The sequence below is a fragment of the Pseudomonas ovata genome (genome assembly GCF_003131185.1).
Lineage (GTDB): Bacteria > Pseudomonadota > Gammaproteobacteria > Pseudomonadales > Pseudomonadaceae > Aquipseudomonas > Aquipseudomonas ovata.
Genome location: NZ_QFFU01000024.1, coordinates 35,213 through 55,942 on the forward strand (window position 1 = coordinate 35,213; position 20,730 = coordinate 55,942).

At 53.9% G+C, this 20,730-nt stretch carries 26 protein-coding genes, 2 pseudogenes and 1 riboswitch; of the genes and pseudogenes, 21 read left to right on the top strand and 7 right to left on the bottom strand.

The window, feature by feature from the left end:
• The first annotated feature begins 140 nt into the window (after positions 1-140).
• The 4 genes from DGA31_RS23820 to arsH are packed head-to-tail and all read left to right on the top strand — an operon-like array spanning position 141 to position 2,979.
• Positions 141-491: a metalloregulator ArsR/SmtB family transcription factor gene (locus tag DGA31_RS23820; protein ID WP_109514200.1), complete on the top strand. Its 351-nt coding sequence runs from the start codon at positions 141-143 to the stop codon at positions 489-491.
• Between the two features lie 20 nt (positions 492-511).
• Positions 512-1,801, top strand: coding sequence for an arsenic transporter (locus DGA31_RS23825; protein ID WP_109514201.1), 1,290 nt, complete (start codon positions 512-514; stop codon positions 1,799-1,801).
• Positions 1,802-1,810: 9 nt separating this feature from the next.
• On the top strand, positions 1,811-2,281 hold the full coding sequence (locus tag DGA31_RS23830; protein ID WP_109514202.1) for an arsenate reductase ArsC: 471 nt from the start codon (positions 1,811-1,813) through the stop codon (positions 2,279-2,281).
• Positions 2,281-2,979: an arsenical resistance protein ArsH gene (gene arsH, locus DGA31_RS23835; protein ID WP_109514203.1), complete on the top strand. Its 699-nt coding sequence runs from the start codon at positions 2,281-2,283 to the stop codon at positions 2,977-2,979. The genes DGA31_RS23830 and arsH overlap by 1 nt, the downstream gene beginning before the upstream one ends.
• Positions 2,980-3,035: 56 nt before the next feature.
• Here the strand turns inward: arsH and DGA31_RS23840 are convergent, their stop codons facing one another.
• Both DGA31_RS23840 and DGA31_RS23845 read right to left on the bottom strand, forming a co-directional pair.
• The gene (locus DGA31_RS23840) at positions 3,036-3,758 is read right to left on the bottom strand and encodes an anti-sigma factor family protein (protein WP_109514204.1); all 723 of its coding nucleotides are present in this window, start codon (positions 3,756-3,758) and stop codon (positions 3,036-3,038) included.
• Between the two features lie 29 nt (positions 3,759-3,787).
• A complete protein-coding gene (locus DGA31_RS23845; protein WP_027597937.1) occupies positions 3,788-4,300 on the bottom strand; it encodes an RNA polymerase sigma factor in 513 nt (170 codons plus the stop codon).
• 130 nt (positions 4,301-4,430) lie between these two features.
• Between DGA31_RS23845 and DGA31_RS23850 the strand changes: the two genes are divergently transcribed.
• From DGA31_RS23850 to DGA31_RS23865, 4 genes are all read left to right on the top strand, one after another.
• On the top strand, positions 4,431-4,784 hold the full coding sequence (locus DGA31_RS23850; RefSeq protein ID WP_051398701.1) for a DUF305 domain-containing protein: 354 nt from the start codon (positions 4,431-4,433) through the stop codon (positions 4,782-4,784).
• 5 nt (positions 4,785-4,789) lie between these two features.
• A complete protein-coding gene (locus tag DGA31_RS23855) occupies positions 4,790-6,250 on the top strand; it encodes a YncE family protein (RefSeq protein ID WP_037007585.1) in 1,461 nt (486 codons plus the stop codon).
• A 25-nt stretch (positions 6,251-6,275) separates the two neighbouring features.
• A complete protein-coding gene (locus tag DGA31_RS23860; protein ID WP_027597935.1) occupies positions 6,276-6,650 on the top strand; it encodes a COG4315 family predicted lipoprotein in 375 nt (124 codons plus the stop codon).
• Positions 6,651-6,779: 129 nt separating this feature from the next.
• Positions 6,780-7,943 carry a TDT family transporter gene (locus tag DGA31_RS23865; RefSeq protein ID WP_027597934.1) on the top strand — a complete coding sequence of 388 codons (1,164 nt, stop codon included), beginning with the start codon at positions 6,780-6,782 and terminating at the stop codon, positions 7,941-7,943.
• Positions 7,944-8,441: 498 nt separating this feature from the next.
• Here the strand turns inward: DGA31_RS23865 and DGA31_RS23875 are convergent, their stop codons facing one another.
• Positions 8,442-9,335: a LysR family transcriptional regulator gene (locus DGA31_RS23875; protein ID WP_028697120.1), complete on the bottom strand. Its 894-nt coding sequence runs from the start codon at positions 9,333-9,335 to the stop codon at positions 8,442-8,444.
• Between the two features lie 108 nt (positions 9,336-9,443).
• On the opposite strand from DGA31_RS23875, the gene DGA31_RS23880 reads away from it, so the two are divergent.
• Entirely contained in the window at positions 9,444-10,616 is a 1,173-nt protein-coding gene (locus DGA31_RS23880) for a TDT family transporter (protein ID WP_028697119.1), read from the top strand.
• 3 nt (positions 10,617-10,619) lie between these two features.
• Here DGA31_RS23880 and DGA31_RS23885 read toward each other — a convergent pair whose 3' ends face one another.
• Entirely contained in the window at positions 10,620-11,195 is a 576-nt protein-coding gene (locus DGA31_RS23885; RefSeq protein ID WP_028697118.1) for a uracil-DNA glycosylase, read from the bottom strand.
• Positions 11,196-11,280: 85 nt separating this feature from the next.
• Positions 11,281-11,342: riboswitch (Fluoride riboswitch) on the top strand.
• Between the two features lie 141 nt (positions 11,343-11,483).
• Between DGA31_RS23885 and crcB the strand changes: the two genes are divergently transcribed.
• From crcB to ppa, 3 genes are read left to right on the top strand one after another with little or no spacing between them, the layout of a single operon-like run.
• Positions 11,484-11,867: a fluoride efflux transporter CrcB gene (gene crcB, locus DGA31_RS23890; RefSeq protein ID WP_028697117.1), complete on the top strand. Its 384-nt coding sequence runs from the start codon at positions 11,484-11,486 to the stop codon at positions 11,865-11,867.
• 10 nt (positions 11,868-11,877) lie between these two features.
• Positions 11,878-12,231: a DUF190 domain-containing protein gene (locus DGA31_RS23895; RefSeq protein WP_028697116.1), complete on the top strand. Its 354-nt coding sequence runs from the start codon at positions 11,878-11,880 to the stop codon at positions 12,229-12,231.
• Between the two features lie 2 nt (positions 12,232-12,233).
• Complete coding sequence (ppa, locus tag DGA31_RS23900) at positions 12,234-12,779, top strand: inorganic diphosphatase (RefSeq protein WP_028697115.1); 546 nt, start codon at positions 12,234-12,236, stop codon at positions 12,777-12,779.
• Here ppa and DGA31_RS23905 read toward each other — a convergent pair.
• The 3 genes and pseudogenes from DGA31_RS23905 to DGA31_RS30370 form a co-directional block, all read right to left on the bottom strand.
• Positions 12,738-12,971: pseudogene (locus tag DGA31_RS23905) on the bottom strand (transposase domain-containing protein); the annotation flags it as partial. The gene ppa and the pseudogene DGA31_RS23905 sit on opposite strands and share 42 nt — an antisense overlap.
• A complete protein-coding gene (locus tag DGA31_RS23910; RefSeq protein WP_109514205.1) occupies positions 12,923-14,245 on the bottom strand; it encodes an IS3 family transposase in 1,323 nt (440 codons plus the stop codon). The pseudogene DGA31_RS23905 and the gene DGA31_RS23910, both read right to left, overlap by 49 nt.
• Before the next feature lie 172 nt (positions 14,246-14,417).
• Positions 14,418-14,528 (bottom strand): annotated as a pseudogene (locus DGA31_RS30370) (arsenic resistance protein); the annotation flags it as partial.
• Between the two features lie 482 nt (positions 14,529-15,010).
• Between DGA31_RS30370 and DGA31_RS29710 the strand changes: the two are divergent.
• From DGA31_RS29710 to DGA31_RS23965, 9 genes are all read left to right on the top strand, one after another.
• Positions 15,011-16,234, top strand: a complete 1,224-nt coding sequence (locus tag DGA31_RS29710) for a hypothetical protein (RefSeq protein ID WP_152035073.1) — start codon at positions 15,011-15,013, stop codon at positions 16,232-16,234.
• A 189-nt stretch (positions 16,235-16,423) separates the two neighbouring features.
• Positions 16,424-16,843: an AcrIF11 family anti-CRISPR ADP-ribosyltransferase gene (locus tag DGA31_RS30035; protein WP_109514206.1), complete on the top strand. Its 420-nt coding sequence runs from the start codon at positions 16,424-16,426 to the stop codon at positions 16,841-16,843.
• 11 nt (positions 16,844-16,854) lie between these two features.
• Positions 16,855-17,037: a hypothetical protein gene (locus DGA31_RS23930; RefSeq protein ID WP_109514207.1), complete on the top strand. Its 183-nt coding sequence runs from the start codon at positions 16,855-16,857 to the stop codon at positions 17,035-17,037.
• 53 nt (positions 17,038-17,090) lie between these two features.
• Complete coding sequence (locus DGA31_RS23935; protein WP_109514208.1) at positions 17,091-17,675, top strand: hypothetical protein; 585 nt, start codon at positions 17,091-17,093, stop codon at positions 17,673-17,675.
• Between the two features lie 134 nt (positions 17,676-17,809).
• Positions 17,810-18,025 (top strand): DUF6388 family protein, encoded by a 216-nt coding sequence (locus DGA31_RS23940; RefSeq protein ID WP_193551527.1) that lies wholly within the window; start codon positions 17,810-17,812, stop codon positions 18,023-18,025.
• Between the two features lie 87 nt (positions 18,026-18,112).
• Positions 18,113-18,412, top strand: coding sequence for a type II toxin-antitoxin system RelE/ParE family toxin (locus DGA31_RS23945; protein ID WP_109514209.1), 300 nt, complete (start codon positions 18,113-18,115; stop codon positions 18,410-18,412).
• On the top strand, positions 18,409-18,696 hold the full coding sequence (locus DGA31_RS23950) for an addiction module antidote protein (RefSeq protein WP_109514210.1): 288 nt from the start codon (positions 18,409-18,411) through the stop codon (positions 18,694-18,696). Before DGA31_RS23945 ends, DGA31_RS23950 begins: the two co-directional genes overlap by 4 nt.
• Positions 18,697-18,786: 90 nt before the next feature.
• Positions 18,787-19,254 (top strand): TrfB-related DNA-binding protein, encoded by a 468-nt coding sequence (locus DGA31_RS23955; RefSeq protein ID WP_109514211.1) that lies wholly within the window; start codon positions 18,787-18,789, stop codon positions 19,252-19,254.
• A 564-nt stretch (positions 19,255-19,818) separates the two neighbouring features.
• Positions 19,819-20,655: a DUF932 domain-containing protein gene (locus DGA31_RS23965; protein ID WP_109514212.1), complete on the top strand. Its 837-nt coding sequence runs from the start codon at positions 19,819-19,821 to the stop codon at positions 20,653-20,655.
• The last annotated feature ends 75 nt before the right edge of the window (positions 20,656-20,730 follow it).

A 20,730-nucleotide genomic window follows, 5' to 3' on the forward strand; every position in this document is an offset into this window, starting at 1 on the left:
CTCGAAAGTCATAAATCAACCTAATTTGCTGTTTCAGTATTGACAAGAAGGGAAAAAAAGAGTCGTTCCTGAATCGTGCAGAATCCTAAAAGAATGTGTATATTCGTATATGTGAATATACATATCCACTAGGAGTGCTCATGGATCTGCTACCGGCGACCGTCTTCAAATGTCTTGGCGACGAAACGCGCACACGCATCATGCTCATGCTCGCTGACCAAGACGAGCTCTGTGTTTGCGAGCTGATTTGGGCGCTGGATGATAGCCAGCCGAAAATCTCTCGGCATTTAGCCCAACTTCGTAATTGCGGGTTATTAGCGGACCGCCGTCAGGGACAGTGGATTTATTACCGCTTGCATCCACAGTTGCCCGAATGGGTTATGCAAGTGCTCCAGATAACACGCAGTGCTAATCAGTCCTGGATTGATCAAGACGTAAGCCGTCTTGCATCAATGGAAGGTCGTCCGGTCCGTCAGGCCGCGTGCTGCTGATTTCGCTGGAGCGTCTCCATATGGTTGCTGCAATCACAATATTCGCTTTGACACTTATGTTGGTCATCTGGCAGCCGAAGGGCTTAGGCGTAGGCTGGAGCGCCGCCGGCGGCGCAGTACTGGCTTTGCTTACGGGTGTGGTTGGTTTAGGCGACGTACCCACGGTATGGGCCATCGTGTGGAATGCAACGGCCACTTTTATCGCCGTCATCCTCATTAGCTTGTTACTGGATGAGGCCGGATTCTTTGAGTGGGCTGCCTTGCACATGGCCCGGTTGGGCCAAGGCAAAGGCATCCGGTTGTTCATCCTGATGATCCTGCTGGGCGCCGCTGTTTCGGCCCTGTTTGCAAACGATGGCGCTGCGTTGATCCTGACCCCCATCGTCATTGCCATGCTCACAGCCTTGCGCTTTAGCCCGGCGTCCACCCTGGCCTTTGTCATGGCTGCAGGTTTCATCGCGGATACCGCGAGCCTACCGATGGTGGTGTCCAACCTAGTCAATATCGTGTCAGCGGATTTTTTCCAAATAGGCTTCGCTGAATATGCTTCGGTGATGTGGTCCGTGAACATAGTCAGCGTGATGGCGACCTTGTTCATGCTGTGGCTGTGCTATCGGCGCGACATCCCTACTACCTATGATCCACAGCAGCTTCATGCGCCTGAGACTGTAATCCGTGACAAGGCTACCTTCGTCGCCGGCTGGTGGGTCTTGGCATTACTGCTTGTCGGCCTGTTCGCGCTGGAGCCGATGGGGATCCCCATCAGTGCGGTGGCAGCCAGCTGCGCACTCATCCTTCTGGGGATCGCCGGCAAAGGTCGCGTTATTTCTACCCGTACGGTTATCAAAAATGCACCGTGGCAGGTCGTGGTGTTTTCGCTAGGGATGTACCTGGTGGTTTATGGGCTGCGCAACGCAGGGCTGACTGACGCTCTCACGTCTCTGCTCAATATCTTCGCAGAACAGGGCCTGTGGACTGCAACTATGGGTACCGGTGTGGTGGCCGCATTGCTGTCGTCTGTTATGAACAACATGCCCAGCGTGCTTATCGGTGCCCTATCGATTCAGGACAGTCAGGCCACAGGCGTGGTCCATCAGGCCATGGTGTACGCCAACATCATCGGCTGCGACTTGGGCCCCAAGATCACTCCGATCGGTAGCCTGGCCACGTTGCTGTGGCTCCACGTACTGGCTCAAAAACACATCCGCATCACGTGGGGATACTACTTCAAAGTTGGCAGCCTGCTGACCATCCCTGTTCTGCTTATTACCCTGGCCGCACTCGCTTTGCGGCTCAGCATCCAAGCCTAGGAGCCACCGATGAAAATCCTTTTCATGTGTACCGCTAATAGCTGTCGGAGCGTGCTTTCTGAGGCGCTGTTCAACCACTTGGCCCCTGAAGGCGTCACAGCAGTGAGCTCCGGCAGCTTTCCGAGCGGACGACTCAATGCACAGGCGGTCAGTACCCTCCAAGCGCTCGGCATTGATACGTCAGTGCTACATAGCAAGGGCTCGGAGAGCTTCCAGGACAATCCGCCTGACGTTGTGATCACCGTCTGTGACAAGGCTGGAGGCGAGCCCTGCCCTGTCTATTTTGGCCCTGCTATCAAGAGTCATTGGGGGTTGTCTGATCCCTCGGATATCGTTGGCAGCGATGAGGAAAAGCAGGCAGCCTTTGATGGTACCGTGGCAACTATCCGGAACCGATTTACGGCCTTCTTTGCTTTGGATTTGGATGCGCTCAGTTCAGCAGAGCTCAAGCATGCGTTGGACAGGATTGGAGCGCTGTAATGATCGAGCCTACATCCGAATATCCGGAAGACTTTCCCAGCCTGGACCTAACCCTGCTCGATGTGCCTACGCCTGAGAAGCTTAGCCAGGGTATGCAGCCCGATCACAAGCCTCGCATCCTGTTGCTTTATGGATCCACCCGTGAGCGCTCGTTCAGTCGGTTGCTGACCCAAGAGGCAGCGCAACTCCTAAACCTCATGGGCGCAGAGACGGCCATCTTCGACCCTTCAGGTCTGCCGTTACCTGATGATGCACCGGTGGAACATCCAAAAGTGCAGGAACTGCGCGACCTGGTGTTGTGGTCCGAGGGTCAGGTGTGGTGTTCGCCGGAACGGCATGGATCGATGTCGGCCGTGTTCAAGGCGCAGATCGATTGGATACCTTTGGCGTTGGGCGCACTGCGACCCTCGCAAGGCAAGACGTTGGCTGTGATGCAGGTATGTGGTGGATCCCAGTCATTCAATACGGTCAATCAACTTCGTATCCTGGGCCGCTGGATGCGTATGGTCACGATCCCGAATCAATCCTCGGTACCCAAAGCCTTCCTTGAGTTTGACGAAGCCGGGCGCATGAAGCCGTCTGCCTACTACGATCGGGTAGTGGACGTTATGGAGGAACTGGTGAAATTCACGTTGTTGGTACGAGGTCGAGAGACTTACCTGGTAGACCGCTATTCGGAACGCAAGGAGGTGAAATGACCCCCAAATGTTGGACAGGGTTGGTTTCAAGCAACGAGCACTGGTCTGAACGGGAACTAGAGAGGTGGCCTCTGCGAGATCGCCTCACGCAAGGTATCAAACGATGCTTCGCTAGGACTCACCAACGCAAAGTTGTAGCCCTGTCCTGACCAATAGTCAGCCGTAACATCGCTTTCCCTACGAGATCCGTGGCCAACGTCGCGCTGGCTGTTGGGATGCCGCACATAGAAGATCACTTGGCGCCCTTTCGTATCCCGGTAGAGCACCATCGCGGCGGCGCCGGTGTCCGTGGCCATGAGACGACCACCCACTGGGATCAAGCCGAAGCGCTCCAGGTTAGGGAGGGCGGGCGCCTGCACAAATGTCCTTTCAAGCCAATGCTGAATCGCACCGTCCTGGCCGGTTACATCGACTGGCGGCCGCCCCTCGGCGCTCGCAAATAGTCGATAAGCCTCCACGGCATCCGCCATTGGAACGTGCGCCCGCCGCAGCATCGATTCCCGTGCCTGCCACCCTAAGCCGCTACCCAGGCCTAACGTCAGCACTAGCGAAGCGAGATAAGTCATACGTCTTTTACGTCTGGCGACTATCCGGTGTCGCACGACTGCTGGCATAAGGTGTGTCGGTAAAGGCTCAAGCACGGGAGAAAAAACCAGCCGTAGCCGACGATTCTGCTCGCGGATATCAGCTACCCGTGCGGCATCTTCCGGATGGGTTGCAAGATAGCGCATCACCTCCTCGTGCCGCAGCGCATCCAACTGATTGTCGGCATAAGCCATCAACTCTTCAGGAGTAGGAGGTCGATACATCATTTCAATACTCGCAAAGCGGCGGTAGCCAAAGGACTTTCGTGGATCTGTCTCAAGGCCGCGCGTGCCCGCGCCAAACGAGACATGACGGTTCCCAGTGGAATGCCAAGCGCCTGTGATACATCGCGATAGCTCATGCCTTCCACCGCGACCAACAGCAGCAGGGCACGCTGTTCGTCATTGAGTCTCTCAAGATTCGTCAACGCTTCTTGATCCAGATAGATCGTCTCAGCCGAAGGCTCAACCGGGACCTCTTGGAATCCCAGCCACTCCAACAGACGACCATAGCGGCGCTCACGACGTCGGCCATCAACGAATTGGCGGTACAGGATGGTGAACAGCCAGGCTCGCACATCACCGGCGGGACAGCGCGTGTTCCCATGCGTAAGCGCCCGTTCTAGACAACTCTGGACCAAGTCATCGGCGCTGGCTTCGTGACGAGTAAGCGATCTTGCGAAGCGACGCAGAGACGGTAGTAGCTGAGAAAGCATGGCGTCATCAAGCATGGACATTCCCCTGGTATCGCTGACAGACGCTTGAGCTGACCTTTTATTCCCCACAATTTTTATTTTTGTAGGTATGGAATAACCCAGACCGTACAAACGTCTGCATTGGAAACTCACCAGTCTGCTGGAGCGCCACGTGTTTTCAGTCAAACACCCGTTGTTGGCAGTCACCCTTCTGGTGCTCGTGCTTCCCATTGCCTGGGCCGAACCTGATAGCAGCGCCGCCACGGCGCAGGCCGACAACCGTCAGGCCATGGATCAGATGATGGCCGCGATGCACAAGCCCAGCAGTGGCAACGTAGACCGCGACTTTGTGACCCAGATGACGGCACATCACCAGGGTGCGATCGAAATGGCACGGATCCAATTGCGGTATGGCCATAACGAACGCCTACGCCGTCTGGCCCAAGAGATCATTGTCACCCAACAACAGGAAATCGCCGTCATGCAGCAGGCGCTTTCTGAATTGCCCGCCTCTCCAACTCGGTAATCCTCATGCCTCGATTGTCGCTCACCCCGCTCGCCGCTGTGTTGTTAGTAATCTCCTGCACCGCTTCAGCCGGTCAAGTTCCGCGTGCTGCTGCACAACCGGACATCACGATTAGTTCCCAAGACCGTGTGTATACGGCGGAGCAGTTCTCCAACACGGTATCGGTGATTGATCCCAGCACGGAAAAATTGCTCGGCGTCATCACCCTAGGCGACAGCCAACCCAAGAACTTGAGTCCTTTGTACAAGGGCGAGCTACTGGTGCATGGCTTGGGATTTTCGCCAGATGGGCGAACCTTGGCCGTCGTAGCGATAGGCTCGAACTCCGTGTCCTTCATCGACACCGCCAACAACCAGGTGAAGGGTAAAACCTATCTGGGTCGCGCGCCTCATGAAGCCTTTTTCACCCCTGACGGCAAAGAGCTCTGGGTCACGGTACGGGGCGAGGACTATATCGCCGTGATCGACCCGGTGACTTTCAAAGAGAAGACGCGAATTGGCGTACCGCCAGGCCCCGGCATGCAGATCTTCTCCCCTGATGGCCGCTATGGCTACGTCTGCTCCTCGTTCACTCCGGAAACCGTAGTGGTTTCGGTTGCCGAGCATCGAATTGTTGGCCGCGTCGCTCAGGCGAGTCCCTTCTGCCCCAACATCGCTGCGTCTGCAGATGGCCAACAGGTCTGGCTCACCCTAAAAGATGTCGGTAAGACCCAGGTGTTCGCAGCCAAACCGCCGTTCAGCTTGATTAAGACGCTTGATACTGGCGCGATCACTAATCACGTCAACTTGGTTCGCAATGCCCGCGGAAGCTTCGCCTATGTAACGGTAGGCGGAGAAAATCGAGTCAAGGTCTTCCGAACCGATGATTTCAGCCAAGTCGCCAGCATTCCTGTTGGCGCTTTGCCCCACGGTCTCTGGCCGTCAGGAGATGGCACGCGGTTGTACGTGGGACTAGAGAATGCTGACAGTGTGGCCGTCATCAATACGCTGACCAATAGCGTTGAAACCACTGTACCCGTGGGGCAGGCGCCCCAGGCTTTGGTCTACGTTCCCCGCGCCGCTACCCAGGGCGCTGGGCTGGCAAATCTTAAGCCGTTAGGGAGCGCCGCCAAGAGTATTCAGATCGCCCTGGCTCCGCCGGGTCAACACGAACGTCATACCACTCAGGTGACACTTTTCGACCAGGGCTTGACTCAGGTCCTGCAGGCCTCGGTTACGGGCCTGGTGGCCAAGCAGCCCTATGTACTAGCGTTGGCTCGTCATGCAGACGGTAGCGGCGCTCTTGAGTCTCTCGCCGCTTTTCAAACCAATCCCGCCGGCGCAGCTATCGTGAATGCGGTAGGACCGATACGCCAACTGGTTCAGCAATCCCAGGCGGATGAACAGCGCTACCTCGTCATCGCACCTGGTGCAGCCGATGCGCCAGGTGCTCCCGTGCAAGTGCAAGTGCTCCAATCGAAATACTAATAACCAATAACCATCGAGGTCCAGCATGCTCAGACAAGTGTTGATTGCCACTGCCATTTTCTCCATGACAGGGCTGGCCGTGGCGGCCACGCCCGCCAAGGTTGGCGACACCACCTTGGGTAAGGTGCTTGTGGATGAAAAGGGTATGACGCTTTACACCTTCACCAAGGACAGCGAGGGTAAGTCCGCCTGCAACGGCCCGTGCGCCAAGAACTGGCCGCCGCTGATGGCACCGGCAGGGGCCAAGAGCGGTGACGGCTATACCGTAGTACAGCGTGAGGATGGTAGCCAGCAATGGGCCTATAAGGGGCAGCCACTCTATACCTGGGTAAAGGACAGCAAGCCCGGTGAAACGACCGGTGAAGGTGTCAATCAAGTCTGGCACGTCGCGAAGCCTTGATCGTGGAGCAGTCCCTGCGGACAGCGGGGACTGCTTATCTATTTAGTAGATTACTTTTTATATCATATTCAATTTTTCAGATAATCGAGCCGGGCTAGACTGTTTGCATTCCTCAGCGGAGCTCACCTCATGACATTAAAGGATGCTATAGCCCTGCGCACCGGCGGCAAGCCGCTCAGCCAGCTCAAGCAGCCGCTCGAAGTCGTTCGCCAGTTCACCCCCAACTGGTTTGCGGCAACGATGGGCACCGGTATTTTGGCAATCGCCTTAGCGAGTTTTCCCGCGTCGGTACCCGGCTTGCGTCTGATCGCCGAAGGACTGTGGCTGTTCAACATTTTGCTTTTCGTTCTATTCAGCGGCTTGTATGCCGCTCGCTGGATCTTGTTCTACAACGAAGCCAAGCAAATTTTTGCCCACTCCACCGTATCGATGTTCTTCGGCACCATTCCGATGGGGTTGGCAACAATCATCAACGGAATGCTGATCTTTGGGCTGCCACGATGGGGTGAGGTGGCTGTCACGATTGCCACCGGACTTTGGTGGGTCGATGCGGCCATGGCACTGGTTTGCGGAGTAGCGATTCCGTACCTGATGTTTACTCGTCAGCAGCACAGCATCGATCAAATGACGGCGGTATGGTTGCTACCTGTGGTAGCCGCCGAAGTGGCCGCTGCCAGTGGCGGGCTGTTGGCACCGCACCTAGCCGATGGCGGGCACCAATTCACCGTGCTGGTGACCAGCTATGTGCTTTGGGCCTATTCGGTACCTGTCGCCCTAAGTGTCCTCGTGATCCTGCTATTGCGGATGGCACTGCACAAGCTGCCTCACGAGAACATGGCTGCATCGAGCTGGTTATCGCTTGGCCCCATTGGTACAGGTGCGTTGGGTCTGCTCGTGATGGGCAGCGACGCGCCGGTCATCTTCGCTGCTCACGGTATGGCCGGAATTGGCGCCGTCGCGCAGGGGCTAGGCGTAATTGGCGGGATCCTACTATGGGGACTCGGCTTGTGGTGGATGAGCCTTGCCATACTGATCACGCTGAAGTACGCGCGCCACGGCATCCCTTTCAACCTGGGATGGTGGGGTTTTACTTTTCCACTGGGCGTCTATGCCGTCACGACGCTACGTTTGGGAAGCACGCTTGGGTCAGGTTTCCTTACCGTCTTCGGTGCCTTTTTGGTCGTCGCCTTGACTGCTCTGTGGGCGGTGGTCGCGGGACGCACCCTAGCCGGTGCCTACCGCGGGACGCTGTTCGTCTCGCCTTGCATTGCTCATCTGCAACCACGCAAATGAGGTCGATTAGGTGGCGCCTCGCTGAGCAACGCTACCAAGCTAGGACCATCAGCCCACTCTCTACGACGAGTGAGCTGATGAGTCCGCAAATGGGGCTCAGTGAAAGCCATCCCTTGATGCCGTTGGTTACCGCGGCCGCCTTAACCGATTCAAAGGTGCGTCAGCTCAGGACGAGGATGACTCTGTCTCTTGGGAAGGGCGGTGGCGTCCTACCGTGCCAATCTCGGCAGGCGTCTTGATGTAGAACAGTGCCAAGTCTTCCGATTCGAGGCGTTGAAACAGCATGTCGTGTTGAATTTGAGTCAGCGCCATCGTTACCTGGATGGGCTGATCGGCAAGCTCAAAAAATGAGCGGAGTGGCGTTTTCCATCTTGGCCAAAGCCTTCAGCCGCCACTGACAACGTTGCGCCACTTAGGTGAAGCTCTTTAGCAAGATCCAGAGTAAGCGGCTGGTGAACACGTCTTCCATTTTGATGAGGGCATCGCGTGGTCTGACCGTCATCTCGCATTGGCCGACGCGAAATCCTTGATCACACTGAAAAAGGTTTCAAGAGAGCGGGAGATAAACTTGTCTCTGTGATAAATCGCGTGCAACTGCCGTTTGTGCTCAGGAATCATGTGGTTCAACGAGATCAGGCTCCCCTCGGCGATGAGATCTCCAACCACCCAATAGGAAAGGCAACTGATTCCGACGCCAGCCGAGACCATCCGCTTGATAGCTTCTGAACTGCCAATCTGCCGGGCATTGCGCCAGGCACCCAGGTGTGGAAAAAGCCAGCGCTGAACCTCTTCAGCCGTACCCGATCCCTCTTCGCGTACCAGCCAGCGCGCTTCTTGCAGGTCACTAAGCGAAAGCCGCCCCTTGTGTGCCAGAGGGTCATCTGCCGCTGCGACAATGATCAACTCGTCTTCACACCAGGGCTGCACGGCCAGAGTGGGCTGATGGCTCGGCCCCTCGACCAGGCCAACGTCAATTGACAATTGTGCCGCCTGCCGGGCGATCTCTGCGCTGTTGCCCAGGATGACATCGATCTGTGTCCCGCCGGCACGCTCGGCCATGTGTTGCATCAGCAGCGGCATGATGTAGTTGCCAATCGTCGTGCTGCAACCTACCCGCAGCCGCGCGACCACGTCAGTCCGAAAACCACCCTCGATCTCCAGTGCAGCCTCCAGCAGGCGGATAGCCTTGGGCAATAGTGCCTGGCCGTTTTCGTTGAGCACCAGGCGTTTGCCGACGCGGTCGAAGAGTCGAATATCCAATGCGCCTTCGAGTTCTTGGAGTGCTGCGCTGGTGGCTGACTGCGAAAGAGCGAGGGTTGCGCTGGCTTGGGTGGTTGAACCCAGCTGGGCGATAGCGCGGAAGATGTGGAGTTGCCGAAGTGTGAGCTTCACTTTCTTACCTTGAAAATAGGTATGCCATATTCAAAATATCCGTTTTTCCAGATAGATGCATGCCGCTATTCTGAACCTGTTGCCGCATCGCAATCATTCGGAGGTTTTATGCGCGAGATCAGCCTTATCAAGGTCATGCAGGGCGGCCAGCCGCTCTCGGCGCTTTCCAATCCCAAGGAAGCGATTCGACAGTTCACGCCTAACTGGTTTGCCGCAACGATGGGCACCGGCATTCTGGCCTTGGCCCTGGGGCAGTTGCCGGGTCACAGTATGCTGCTTACAGGTATTGGGGAGGCGCTTTGGCTGTTCAATATCCTGCTGTTTACCGTCTTTACCCTGATGTACGCCGCCCGCTGGGTGTTCTTCTTCGATGAGGCCAAACAGATCTTTGGGCATTCCACGGTTTCGATGTTTTTCGGCACGATACCGATGGGCCTGGCAACGATCATCAACGGCTTGGTTCAGTACGGCCTGCCGAACTGGGGAGACGGTGTGATCCCCTTGGCCCATGCGCTCTGGTGGCTGGACGTCGCCATGGCACTGGCGTGTGGGGTGCTGATCCCGTTCATGATGTTTACCCGGCAGGAGCACAGCATCGATCAGATGACTGCTGTATGGCTGCTTCCTGTGGTAGCGGCGGAAGTGGCAGCGGCGAGCGGCGGTACCATCGCACCGCATCTGGCTGATACCAGTGCTCAGTTCACGATGCTGATCACCAGCTACGTCTTGTGGGCCTACTCGGTTCCAGTTGCCTTAAGCATACTGGTTATTCTGGTACTGCGTCTGGCACTTCATAAATTGCCCCATGAGAGCATGGCGGCGTCGTCTTGGTTATCGCTGGGGCCAATTGGCACGGGCGCTCTGGGCATGTTGGTCATTGGTAACGATGCACCGGCAATCTTCGCTGCCCACGGCATGTCAGGCGCCGGCGTGGTGGCCGGGGGTATCGGGGTAGTATCGGGTGTCCTGTTCTGGGGCTTGGGCTTGTGGTGGATGCTGTTGGCGCTGTTGATCACCGCGCGTTATGCCAAGGGCGGCATACCCTTCAATCTTGGCTGGTGGGGCTTCACATTCCCGCTGGGGGTATATGCGGTGACCACGCTGAAGCTCGGCGCGACGCTGAACTTGGCCTTTTTTGATGTGCTGGGCATTATCCTGGTGATGATGTTGGCCATCATGTGGCTGGTGGTTGCGACCAAAACCGCTGCCGGTGCATACCGTGGCAATCTATTTGTATCGCCTTGTATCGCGTCGCTGAACGCCAAACGCGCCAGTCGCTAACGATCAGACACTCGCCACGTTCGCCGCCCGGGCCAGCGTGGCGACAATGTCTTTAGCGACATCAGGATGCTGACACACCGAAAGCGGGCTTGGGTGCGGCATGGCGAACAGCCTGACCTCGGGGCGATGATGCTCGATTTCGGGTGCCGCTCTTTGAGCCACGCGTCCAGCCAAGACCACGACGCGCAGGCACGGGAGCAGATCCATTACCTCTTTCAGCAGTGTGACGCCCTCTGTGATTTTCGAGCGGGTGATCGCTTCGGCAGGACTGTCCAGCTTCGGCAGCCACGGATAGATATTCCACAAAATGGTCTGCTCACGCGCGAGGCACGCCTGTTCAAGGAAGCGCTTCAGGTTGCGCTGGGAGGGCCCTGTGTTGTCGCGGGAAACGAAGCGTGGCCACGAGCAATCCCTGGCCGGAGATTCCAGCAATATCAGAACAGACGCATCGACCCCACCATCCAGCGGATCAAAGTACGGCAGTCGTCTAGCTCCCAGGCTCCGGGCGTCTACCCACTTGTTCAGAATACCAGCAGGCTGGGAGTACAGACGATGTCTGCGGGTATCTTGAATATTCATCTAGTCTCTAGGCGTCGAGGGGAAACCGTGCTCGCGTCAACGATTGCGAAGCACTATTTACGTGACAATCGCGCGAGTGATATGTTGCTTCTAAGGAGATGGCATTCCTCCTCACAACCGCCCCGTGCTGATGATGCCTACGTGAACCCTGGACAGGGTGCGTAGGTGTGCCCCCTGTCCGCGAATCTAGGACAGGAAATTGACTCAAAATTCCGTATTAACTCTCTATCGCAATCTGCGGTTATCAGCACCTCCTCGGCCCTACCAGCTTCGAGGAGATTTGCAGTCATGCTGAAATCACTCTTTGTCATCGCCATCGGCGCATCACTTGGTGCCTGGTTGCGCTGGCTCTTGGGTATGAAGCTCAACGCTCTGTTCCCGACTATTCCCCCAGGCACTGTAGTGGCGAACATGGTCGGGGGATACATCATTGGCCTAGCCATCGCGCTCTTGGCCGCATCTCCCTCCTTAAGTCCAGAATGGCGCTTGCTGATAATCACGGGCTTTTGTGGGGGACTTACCACCTTTTCCACCTTTTCAGCCGAAACAGTTGCCCTCATCCAAGAAGGAAGATTGCTGTGGGCGCTCGGCTCAATTTCATTGCACGTTGTAGGTTCGTTAGCGATGACCGCTGCCGGACTACTTTCCTACCAAATGATTGGTACTCGCTGAGGAAATTGAAATGAAAGGCTATATGGTCGTTTTCTTCACCCAACAAAACCGTCGTTATCAAGGAAAGATGCTCGGCGAATGGATCGTCGACATAGCTAAGGAAATGGGGCTGCGCGGTGCCACGCTATGCACCGGAATCGAAGGTTTTGGACACACTGGAAAACTTCACTCATCGCACTTTTTTGAGCTGGCTGATCAACCTACCGAGATTCGCTTGGCAATGACGGAGGAGGAGTCAGAGTTATTATTCAAGCGACTGGACTGTGAGGAAATTTCGGTGTTTTTCACAAAAACGCCAATCGAGATGGGCACACTTGGAAAAGCGCCTTCCAGCGCAGCCCCGTCTACAACTTCGGAGCTATGAACATGAGCTATACGGACATTTCAGCTGGTAAAGCGATTCCCGATGACTTCTTCACCGTTATTGAGATCCCTGCAAACCACTCGCCGATCAAGTACGAGGTGGACAAGCCAAGCGGACAGATCTTCGTTGACCGCTTCCTCAGCACGCCGATGTTCTACCCGGCCAACTACGGGTTCATTCCAAATACACTGAGCGATGACGGCGATCCTCTCGACGTCCTAGTGATTTGTCCTTACCCGGTATCACCTGGCGTTGTCATTCGTAGTCGCCCGGTTGGTGTGATGTACATGACGGACGAAGCTGGAGCGGATGCCAAGGTGATCGCAGTGCCTCATGAAAAACTCAGCTCTATGTACAGCGACGTTAAGGAGTGCTCAGACCTGCCTGCATTACTCCTCGCGCAGATCCAGCACTTCTTCGAAAACTATAAGGCGTTGGAACCGGGTAAGTGGGTAAAGATGGGGCGATGGGGTAGCGCAGATGAGGCTAGGGAAGAAATCCGCAAGTCAGTAGCTGCCTACGTTCCAAAGAGGCTGATGTCTCACTAGAGAATCTGGACTGTTAGAGTGAACCCACTTATGCGGAAGTAGCTCAGTAATCTCACTCGCCCGCTGTGTTGGCAGGCGGGTGAGCACGTCCTTTAGGTACGCATACGGATCATGTCCATTGAGCCGTGCCGTCTGGATCAAGCTCATAATTGCAGCCGCACGTTTACCGCTGCGCAATGAGCCCGCAAGTAGTAGTCGATATAGGCCCGAATTGCTACTGCCAGCTCCTCTACGCTTGAGAACCTGTTGCAGTGGAAAAGCTCAGATTTTAGTACTGCAAAAAAGCTTTCCATTGCCGCATTGTCGAGGCAATTGGCTCGCCTTGACATACTCTGAGTCAGTCCATGCTGACGGATCAGCTGTTGGTAGGCAGGGTATTGATAGTGCCAGCCTTGATCGGAATGGATGAGCGGTTTCTCATGAGGCCGAAGGGTCTTCAATCCGTCTTTCAACATACGTAAGACCATCTCGAACGATGGGCGCTCACTTATCTCGAAAGCCACAATTTCCTTATTGAAGAGGTCAAGAATCGGTGACAGGTATAGCCGGTTTTGATTGACACGAAACTCCGTTATGTCAGTCGCCCACCGCTGATTGGGCTGCGGTGCGGTAAAGCGGCGTTCCAGCAGGTTAGGCGCCACGCAGGACTCCGGCCCTGTGAATGGACGATAGCGACGGCGTCGCAGCGTGCACTTTAACGACATTTCGCCCATCAGCCGCTGTACTGCCTTGTGATTGATCTGCTGCCCCTGATTGCGTAGCGCCTGCGTGATGCGGCGATAGCCATAGCGACCCCGATGATGCGCGAACATCGTCCGGATGCTCTCTTTGCGGGCACCTTGTTTGTCTGGTTGGCGAGTGACCTTGAGGTGGTAGTAGAAGCTGCTTCGAGGAAGACATGCTCCCTGAAGAAGCGCATCAAGTGGATATCGTGACCGCAACTCCTGCACGATAAGTGCTTTCTGCTGATTGTCCAGGTCACTGTCCTTGAGACCCAAGCTCATGGCTTTGCGCAGAAAGGCGTTTTTGACCTGCAGATAGGCAACCTGCTTTTCCAGCTCTCGGACTGGGTTTGCGATGTGGGGCTTGAAAGCGGATGGATCTGGAACGGGAAGAAGGGGCAAGGAGTCACCTCTGCGTTTGCTGGCCAACCCCTCGATACCATACCTCTGCCACGCATCGACCCAGCGCTGCATTTGGGAGCGATTGAGACTAAATCGCTCACTAGCCCGTCGGATTGATAGGCCTTCGACGATCTGTCGCACCACCTCGATCTTGAAATCGATGCTGTGATAACGATAACGCTTTTGTAGAGCCGCTTTTCCGTGATTGGCATAGGCGCCAATCCATCCTTTTACCTGCACCACGCTGACGTCATGCACCCTAGCGAGGTGGCCGTAGCTGCAATCGCCCTTTTGGTACTGAGCGACGATCTTCAATTTGAACGCTAGAGAGTACTTGGGCATGGTACGCCTTCAAGGCAGCGTCCAACTTTCGGGGGTCATTTCAAGGACGCCGAGGCCCTTTCCAAACGGGTAAACCAGCGGTCTATTTAGCCTTGGGCTTACAAGCCTGTTAGCGCATTGCGCTAACAGGCCCAACGAGTAGCTACGGCGCGGACGGATAAGTCATAGGCACCTAAATTTTGCGCCACACCAACGCAGGAATGGTTCTGATATAGATCAGCTCGCTTATCAACTCAATCAACGTTTGAGTAATGACCGCAGCTGCAGCTAGCCCTCTGATTTCTCAGGAAACACCTAGCGGAAGTAGAGGCGAAGGTAGCCAAGCTCCAGCAAATCAGGATCGATTTGCTCTCAATGGCAGGCAGGTGCGAGTCGACTTGCTTAGGCTCGAGCACTCCAGATTGCACGATCGTAGAGTCCCTGTTTGAACCGGCTGCTGGGACTGGTTCGGGTTGCTGCTCTTAGACAGATTAAAATCTAAGTATATGATAAATATAGAAAAATATCTGTTTTATACGTATTTTATCACCACAAATCTCATCGGTGCAGAATCGTGCGATATGGATGCTTGATGACCAACCAGAGATGATGCATTGAGAGGCATCAGGGAATAAATTTTACATAGTGCTATTATTCGATGCTCTATGACCGTTTAAAACTATTCTAAAATATGATGATAGTGGGGTGTTTAAATTGCTGCTAGATTTAGATGAGCTTGTTATGACATGTTCCGACCCACGATCAAAGGTCTATATAAAGGAGTCGGTGCAGTGCTACAAAGCCGGTGCTTATCGGTCATCAGTAGTGGCGTGTTGGATAGCAGTAGCATTTGATCTAGTAGATAAAATACGTGAGTTAGCTGCCCTTGGTGATAAGCAGGCCATAGAGCAAATTAACAGATTCAATCGCATACATGAGAATAATGATATACCAGGAGCGCTAAATTTTGAGAAAGAGCTTCCTGACATGGCACTCAATAAATTCAGCTTTATATCGCATTCTGAATTTAGAGATTTAGAGCGATTGGTTGAAGATCGAAATCGTTGCGCTCATCCATCGCAAGTCTCTGAATCGCAGATATTTGTAGCGTCGGCTGAGCTTGCTAGGCTTCACATTTCAAACTCCATAAGATCAGTTTTATCTCAACGCGCCACACAAGGTAAAGCTTCTCTTGCTCGACTTATGGAAGAGCTTGAGTCTAGATACTTCCCGAGCAAACAAGATGATGTATATAAGTTCCTGGGGGCGGGGCCTCTATCCAGACCTACCGTAGCTTTATATAGAAATTATTTACAAGTATTGGTTATAGCTCTCACTCGGAAAGGTGTAACAGTTAATAGACAGAGAGCAAGTCATGCATTGACAGCATTGAAGATGATGCATCCTGATTTATGGCAGGAACAGTTTCCTAGTGTTGTTATAAAGCAATTGACATCTGTAACTTCAGATGAGGATCTTAGTGTTGCTTGTGATTTTCTAATCTTTCCCCTTGAGGTTGAGGCTTGGAAATATTTATCAGATATTCTGAAGCTTAAATTTACTTCCTATGTATTTAATATTTCTAAGGATGAAATTCATATTCTCCAGTACATGTTGGAATTGACACAAGATCACCCATTGCACAAAGCTGCTGCAGCTAGAATAAATAGCGCTAGGCTTGAGGAGCTTAGGTCTGTAGTGTGGACTTTTTCTGTTCCACAAGAAGCCTTTAAAAGGCTGGTTTACCTTTACTCGCTATCTACAAATATTGCTGCTGCAAACTCGATAGGTAAGGTGGTTAGAAGCCAAATTGAGCTTTTGCTTAATCCGGACGTCTTTGTGGATGAATTGGTTATTTGCGCTAAGAGCAATGATAAAGTATTATTAAGTGATGAGTTTCCATATGTTCTGAAAGAGCTTGCTCATGAGCTTTCAGCTGGGAGGAATAAGGTTTTGGAAAGTGTGGAAAGGTTAGGGCTAGAGATTGATGTTGCAACGTGGATTAATTGACTATACGTAGTAAATCTATGGTTTTTTAAAACTGGTAGGAGTAATGAGAGACGTGCCCAGGCAAGCAAACTCCTAGATGCTACGTGGTAGAAGGCCGGACTGATCTTCAAGGCCAAAGGCGGCGACGATTACAACGTTGCGAAAGCCTGGGCCGCTATTGACCCTAATGAGCAATAGGAAAAAGACGCAATGGAACATTTTCACGGTAGTCATAACCCGCTCAGTCAGATCCATGGGGAAGGTGTTTTTGGCGGAATTTTTGCGGCTTCATCAGAGGCCGCTGCATTGAGCCACGGTCCGCTGCTTCATCGCATTACCTCTCCGCGTCCTCTAACAGACTACGAACTGAACTACAGCATCGACGAAGCCTGGGACATTGCAGTCAAGGTTGCTAGGGGCAACGAGGCCATTGCCGAATGCATCATGTCGCGGGATTGCCCATCACTGGACTCATGCGAGCCAGAGAATGCTAGCGAACAAGGTTGGGAGTTCCAGCGATTACGCGGGGTGCTGGCCAGCAAGTTAGGCTTTACCAGCGTTGAAATGAGTGACGAACACGGAACCTCTTGGCTCTGCCTACCTGGATGTGTTGTTGAGCAACTGATATAAGAGAAAAGCCGATGGCCATCTACGATGAAATGAAGATACAGCTTCAAGAACTGGTAGATTTGATCAAGCAGGACGAACAGTACTCTGCAGCTGTTGCCTATGGCGTAGTTGTAGCCGATCAGAACACATCGAAATCACACCAGCTGCGTGCCATTCGTATAGTCGAACTGAAGCGAAAGTACGGACTAGAGTAGCGCTATACAGCCACCAAGGGAATGTTTTTTATAAGGTTAATATGGAGGACTATATGTATGCAAGGATTGAAGATGCAAACAATTATTACCATCTGACGAGACAGGTTGTTATTGGTTTGCAGCTCATGTTGAATGAGCAGACCATAGTGAAAGAAAAGTATATCGAAACTCGCTTACGTCAGCAGGAAGAAATCAAGTTTCTTGAAAGTAATTGTGAGCTTCGCGAACAGGCAAGGACTAATTTAGTTAGGTATCAACTGAAACTGAGCGCTACGGTTCGTGCGGTTCTGATGACAGAGCAAACAATGACGATCGTAGCTGGAACACTTCTTCAGGTTGCAAAGCAAGCATTATCAATACGATACGGTACAAGTATTAAAGACTGTACTGCCAATGCACGAAAAGTATCAGGAGAAAAAATTCAGGAAATCATATGGTATGGTCGTAATCAGGCTATGCACTTTGAAGAAGGTAAAGGAAGCTGGACGACTCTCTTCGAAGCTCTAGACATGGTCCATCCTGGGGAATTTACACCTGACCCCATACCGCGCTCGATGGAAATAATAGAATTGTTGGGGTGGATTAACTTCGGAGTATATGAAGATGATATGAAAAAGCTAGGTATTTTAAAATCATAATACTAGGTTTAGGGAGCGGGAAGATGAGTGTTGAAAATCGATATAACGCAGCTCGCAAAAAAATTTTTGCTGATAACCCAGAGGCTCTTAACCAGACTATTTCGGTCGAATAGAAAGTTATTGAGTCGTACGGTATGACTGTTGATGAGTATTATGAAAAGCAACGTCGAACTGTGTTCGAAAATGCTGCCATAAGCCGTGGGCTTGCGGTTGATGAGTTCGTGATTCGTTTGGTAGCCACATCACCGAAGCAAGCTCAAGAATGGCGCTTGGATCAGCATCGTAAAGTAGCCGAAGCTCTCGGTATGGAATGGTCTGAGTACAAGCAGCTTAATAATATCGCTGAGTAGAGTAATTCGCTGCGCCACTGACGCCGCTGAAGCGAGAGATAAAGAATATTTCTTGAATTTATGTAATTTATAAAATACAATGGTTGTATGATAGAAATCAAACAAACCGCTACATTCATGACTTGGGAAAGCAAGCTGAAGGATCAGCGGGCCAAGGCTGCCATTGCGGCACGCATCTTTCGTTTGGCCAATGGTCTGCCCGGCGACGTCTCACCTGTAGGGCAGGGGGTAAGTGAGTTAAGGATTCATTATGGCCCAGGCTACAGGGTCTACTTCCAGCAGCGCGGGACGGAAATCGTGATCCTGCTATGTGGTGGAGACAAGAGCAGCCAGCCCAAAGATATAGAGACGGCAAAACGCCTAGCCACTGAGTGGAGAACGCAATGACCGAACTAATTTACGACTACGATCCCGCACAGGCGCTGGATGGCCCTGAAGCCATTGCGGTGTTCATTAGCGATGCACTGGAGACCGGCGACGCGGCTTACATTGCCAAGGCTATGGGGGTGGTTGCTCGTGCTAAGGGTATGACCGAACTGGCCAGAGAGACTGGGCTGGCCAGAGAGCAGCTTTACAAATCGTTCAGTGAAAACGGAAACCCAACTCTCAAAACCATGCTGGTCGTGATGCGAGCTTTAGGTGTTGATCTGACAGCCAGGCCGCATGCGTAGTTTGGTTTTGATACGGCGCTCGCACAACCTATGTGGTTACAACAGGTGTCATTTTATATAGGATCTAATCTGACATCCGGAGATTCCGCCATGACCTTCCCCAGCGACGACTTGGTCGCGCACGCCAAACACATCAACGAACGCTACACGCCGGCTCAGGTCGCCCAGCTGGTGCGCCTGATCAGTCCGGTCCCCAGTTGCGGCTTGATGACCCCAGCCGAGTTCGAGCTCGTGATGGTGATGCTGGCCAGCCAGCATCGGCGCCGCGCCTTTTCAGACCGTTCAGTCCACGCCGCCAGGCTTGTCCTGGTCATGGGAGCCAGCGTGGCCGAGGCTGCCGCTGACACTGGATTGGCCAGGCAGGTCGTGCACAGGCTTATGGCGCGTATACGTGCGCGCATGCAGGGTTTGCCTGGCAGTTGGGTAAAGGTTGAAGCATGGCTACCACCGGCGCATGCAAAACAAGTGGTGGACCTTGCCGCCACGCTCAGAGCGGCGCATGAGGCGGGCAAAGGGGTCGACGTGCCCGATGTCGACCAGGTGCCGATGATCGGTTGAACTTCACCACCGGGCGTTCCCTTCGCTGCGCTACGGGGCAGGCTTTCGTGCTGCGCATCGAGCCAGGCCATGAAGCCGGCCCGTCTCGCCCCTTCGGGCTTCAATCCTTAACGCCTGCGGCCTTCGGCCTGCGCGCTCCGCTTGCCGTCGCTGCTGCGACTTCCTGTGTCACCTTCAGGCTTGGCGGCGAGCCTTTCGCCTGCGCTTGACGGTAGCTCGAGCGCGGCACCTGACAAGGGTCCGGCTGCGCCCGCGACACTCCCCCGTTCAGACTCGCTTCGCTCCCTTAGCTGCGGCCTCGCATCGCGCCCTTGTCAGGCACCTGTGCGCCCGATCGACCTCAGCGCCACGGCGAAAGGCACTCCGCCAAGCCAGCACTGAGGTGAAACGAGATGAAGCACACAGCAGAGCAACAGCATCAGAAGCGCGTCAGAGGCGGTGGTTGTAACGGCCATTTTTCTCCCTGGTATTTGCAGCGCCTGGAGATCCAGTTCAGCGCTACCACTTCACGCTAACCCAACCGTTCAGCCCCATTGAACGGGCACGATGACCAGGAAAATTTCCATGCGCCTTTCCAGCAACTTCCGTAACCCTTGCATGATCCGTAGTGACGTAGCACTGAGCAACGATCAGATCGCCCGTGTAGTGCCTTCGATCTTTGCCGAAGAAGCGCACGACAGCCGTTCAGAGCGCTACCTGTACATTCCGACGGTGCAGGTGATTGATGCGCTGCGCGCTGAGGGTTTCGAGCCGTTCATGGCCTGTCAGACCCGCGTGCGAAATGAAGAAAAACGCGAGCACACCAAGCACATGCTGCGCCTGCGTCATGTGAGTCAGATTCAGAACCAGGAAGCGAACGAAATCATTCTTCTCAATAGCCACGATGGCAGCAGCAGCTACCAGATGATGGGAGGAAAATTCCGATTCGTGTGTGCGAACGGCTTGGTCCTGGGCGACCTGGCCGCTGATCAGAAAGTGCGTCACAGCGGACGCGGCGATGTGATTTTCGATGTGATCGAAGGCGCCTATGAAGTGCTCAATCATTTTGAGCAAATCGACCACGCCACTGCCGACATGAAGCATCAACTGTTGCACGCTGACGAGCAAGAGGCTTTCGCGATGGCGGCACTGGCTTATCGCTACGATCCTGCAGAAGGTCCGGCGCCTGTCAGCGCATCACAGTTGCTGATGCCACGTCGCCGCGAAGACCGCAGCAGTGACCTGTGGACCACCTTCAATCGCGTACAGGAAAATACCATCAAGGGCGGTCTTGCAGGTCGTAACAAGCAAGGCCGGCGCACTACGACTCGCGCCGTCAATGGTATCGACCAGGATGTGAAATTGAATCGCGCATTGTGGGTGCTGGCTCAGGCACTTCAGTCCAGCAAAAGCGTGGCCTGAAACATAGCCCGAATGCGCTAACATTCGGGCCTAAGACCTCAGTTCCAATCTGGAAAACCCCAACGGAGAGCCCCC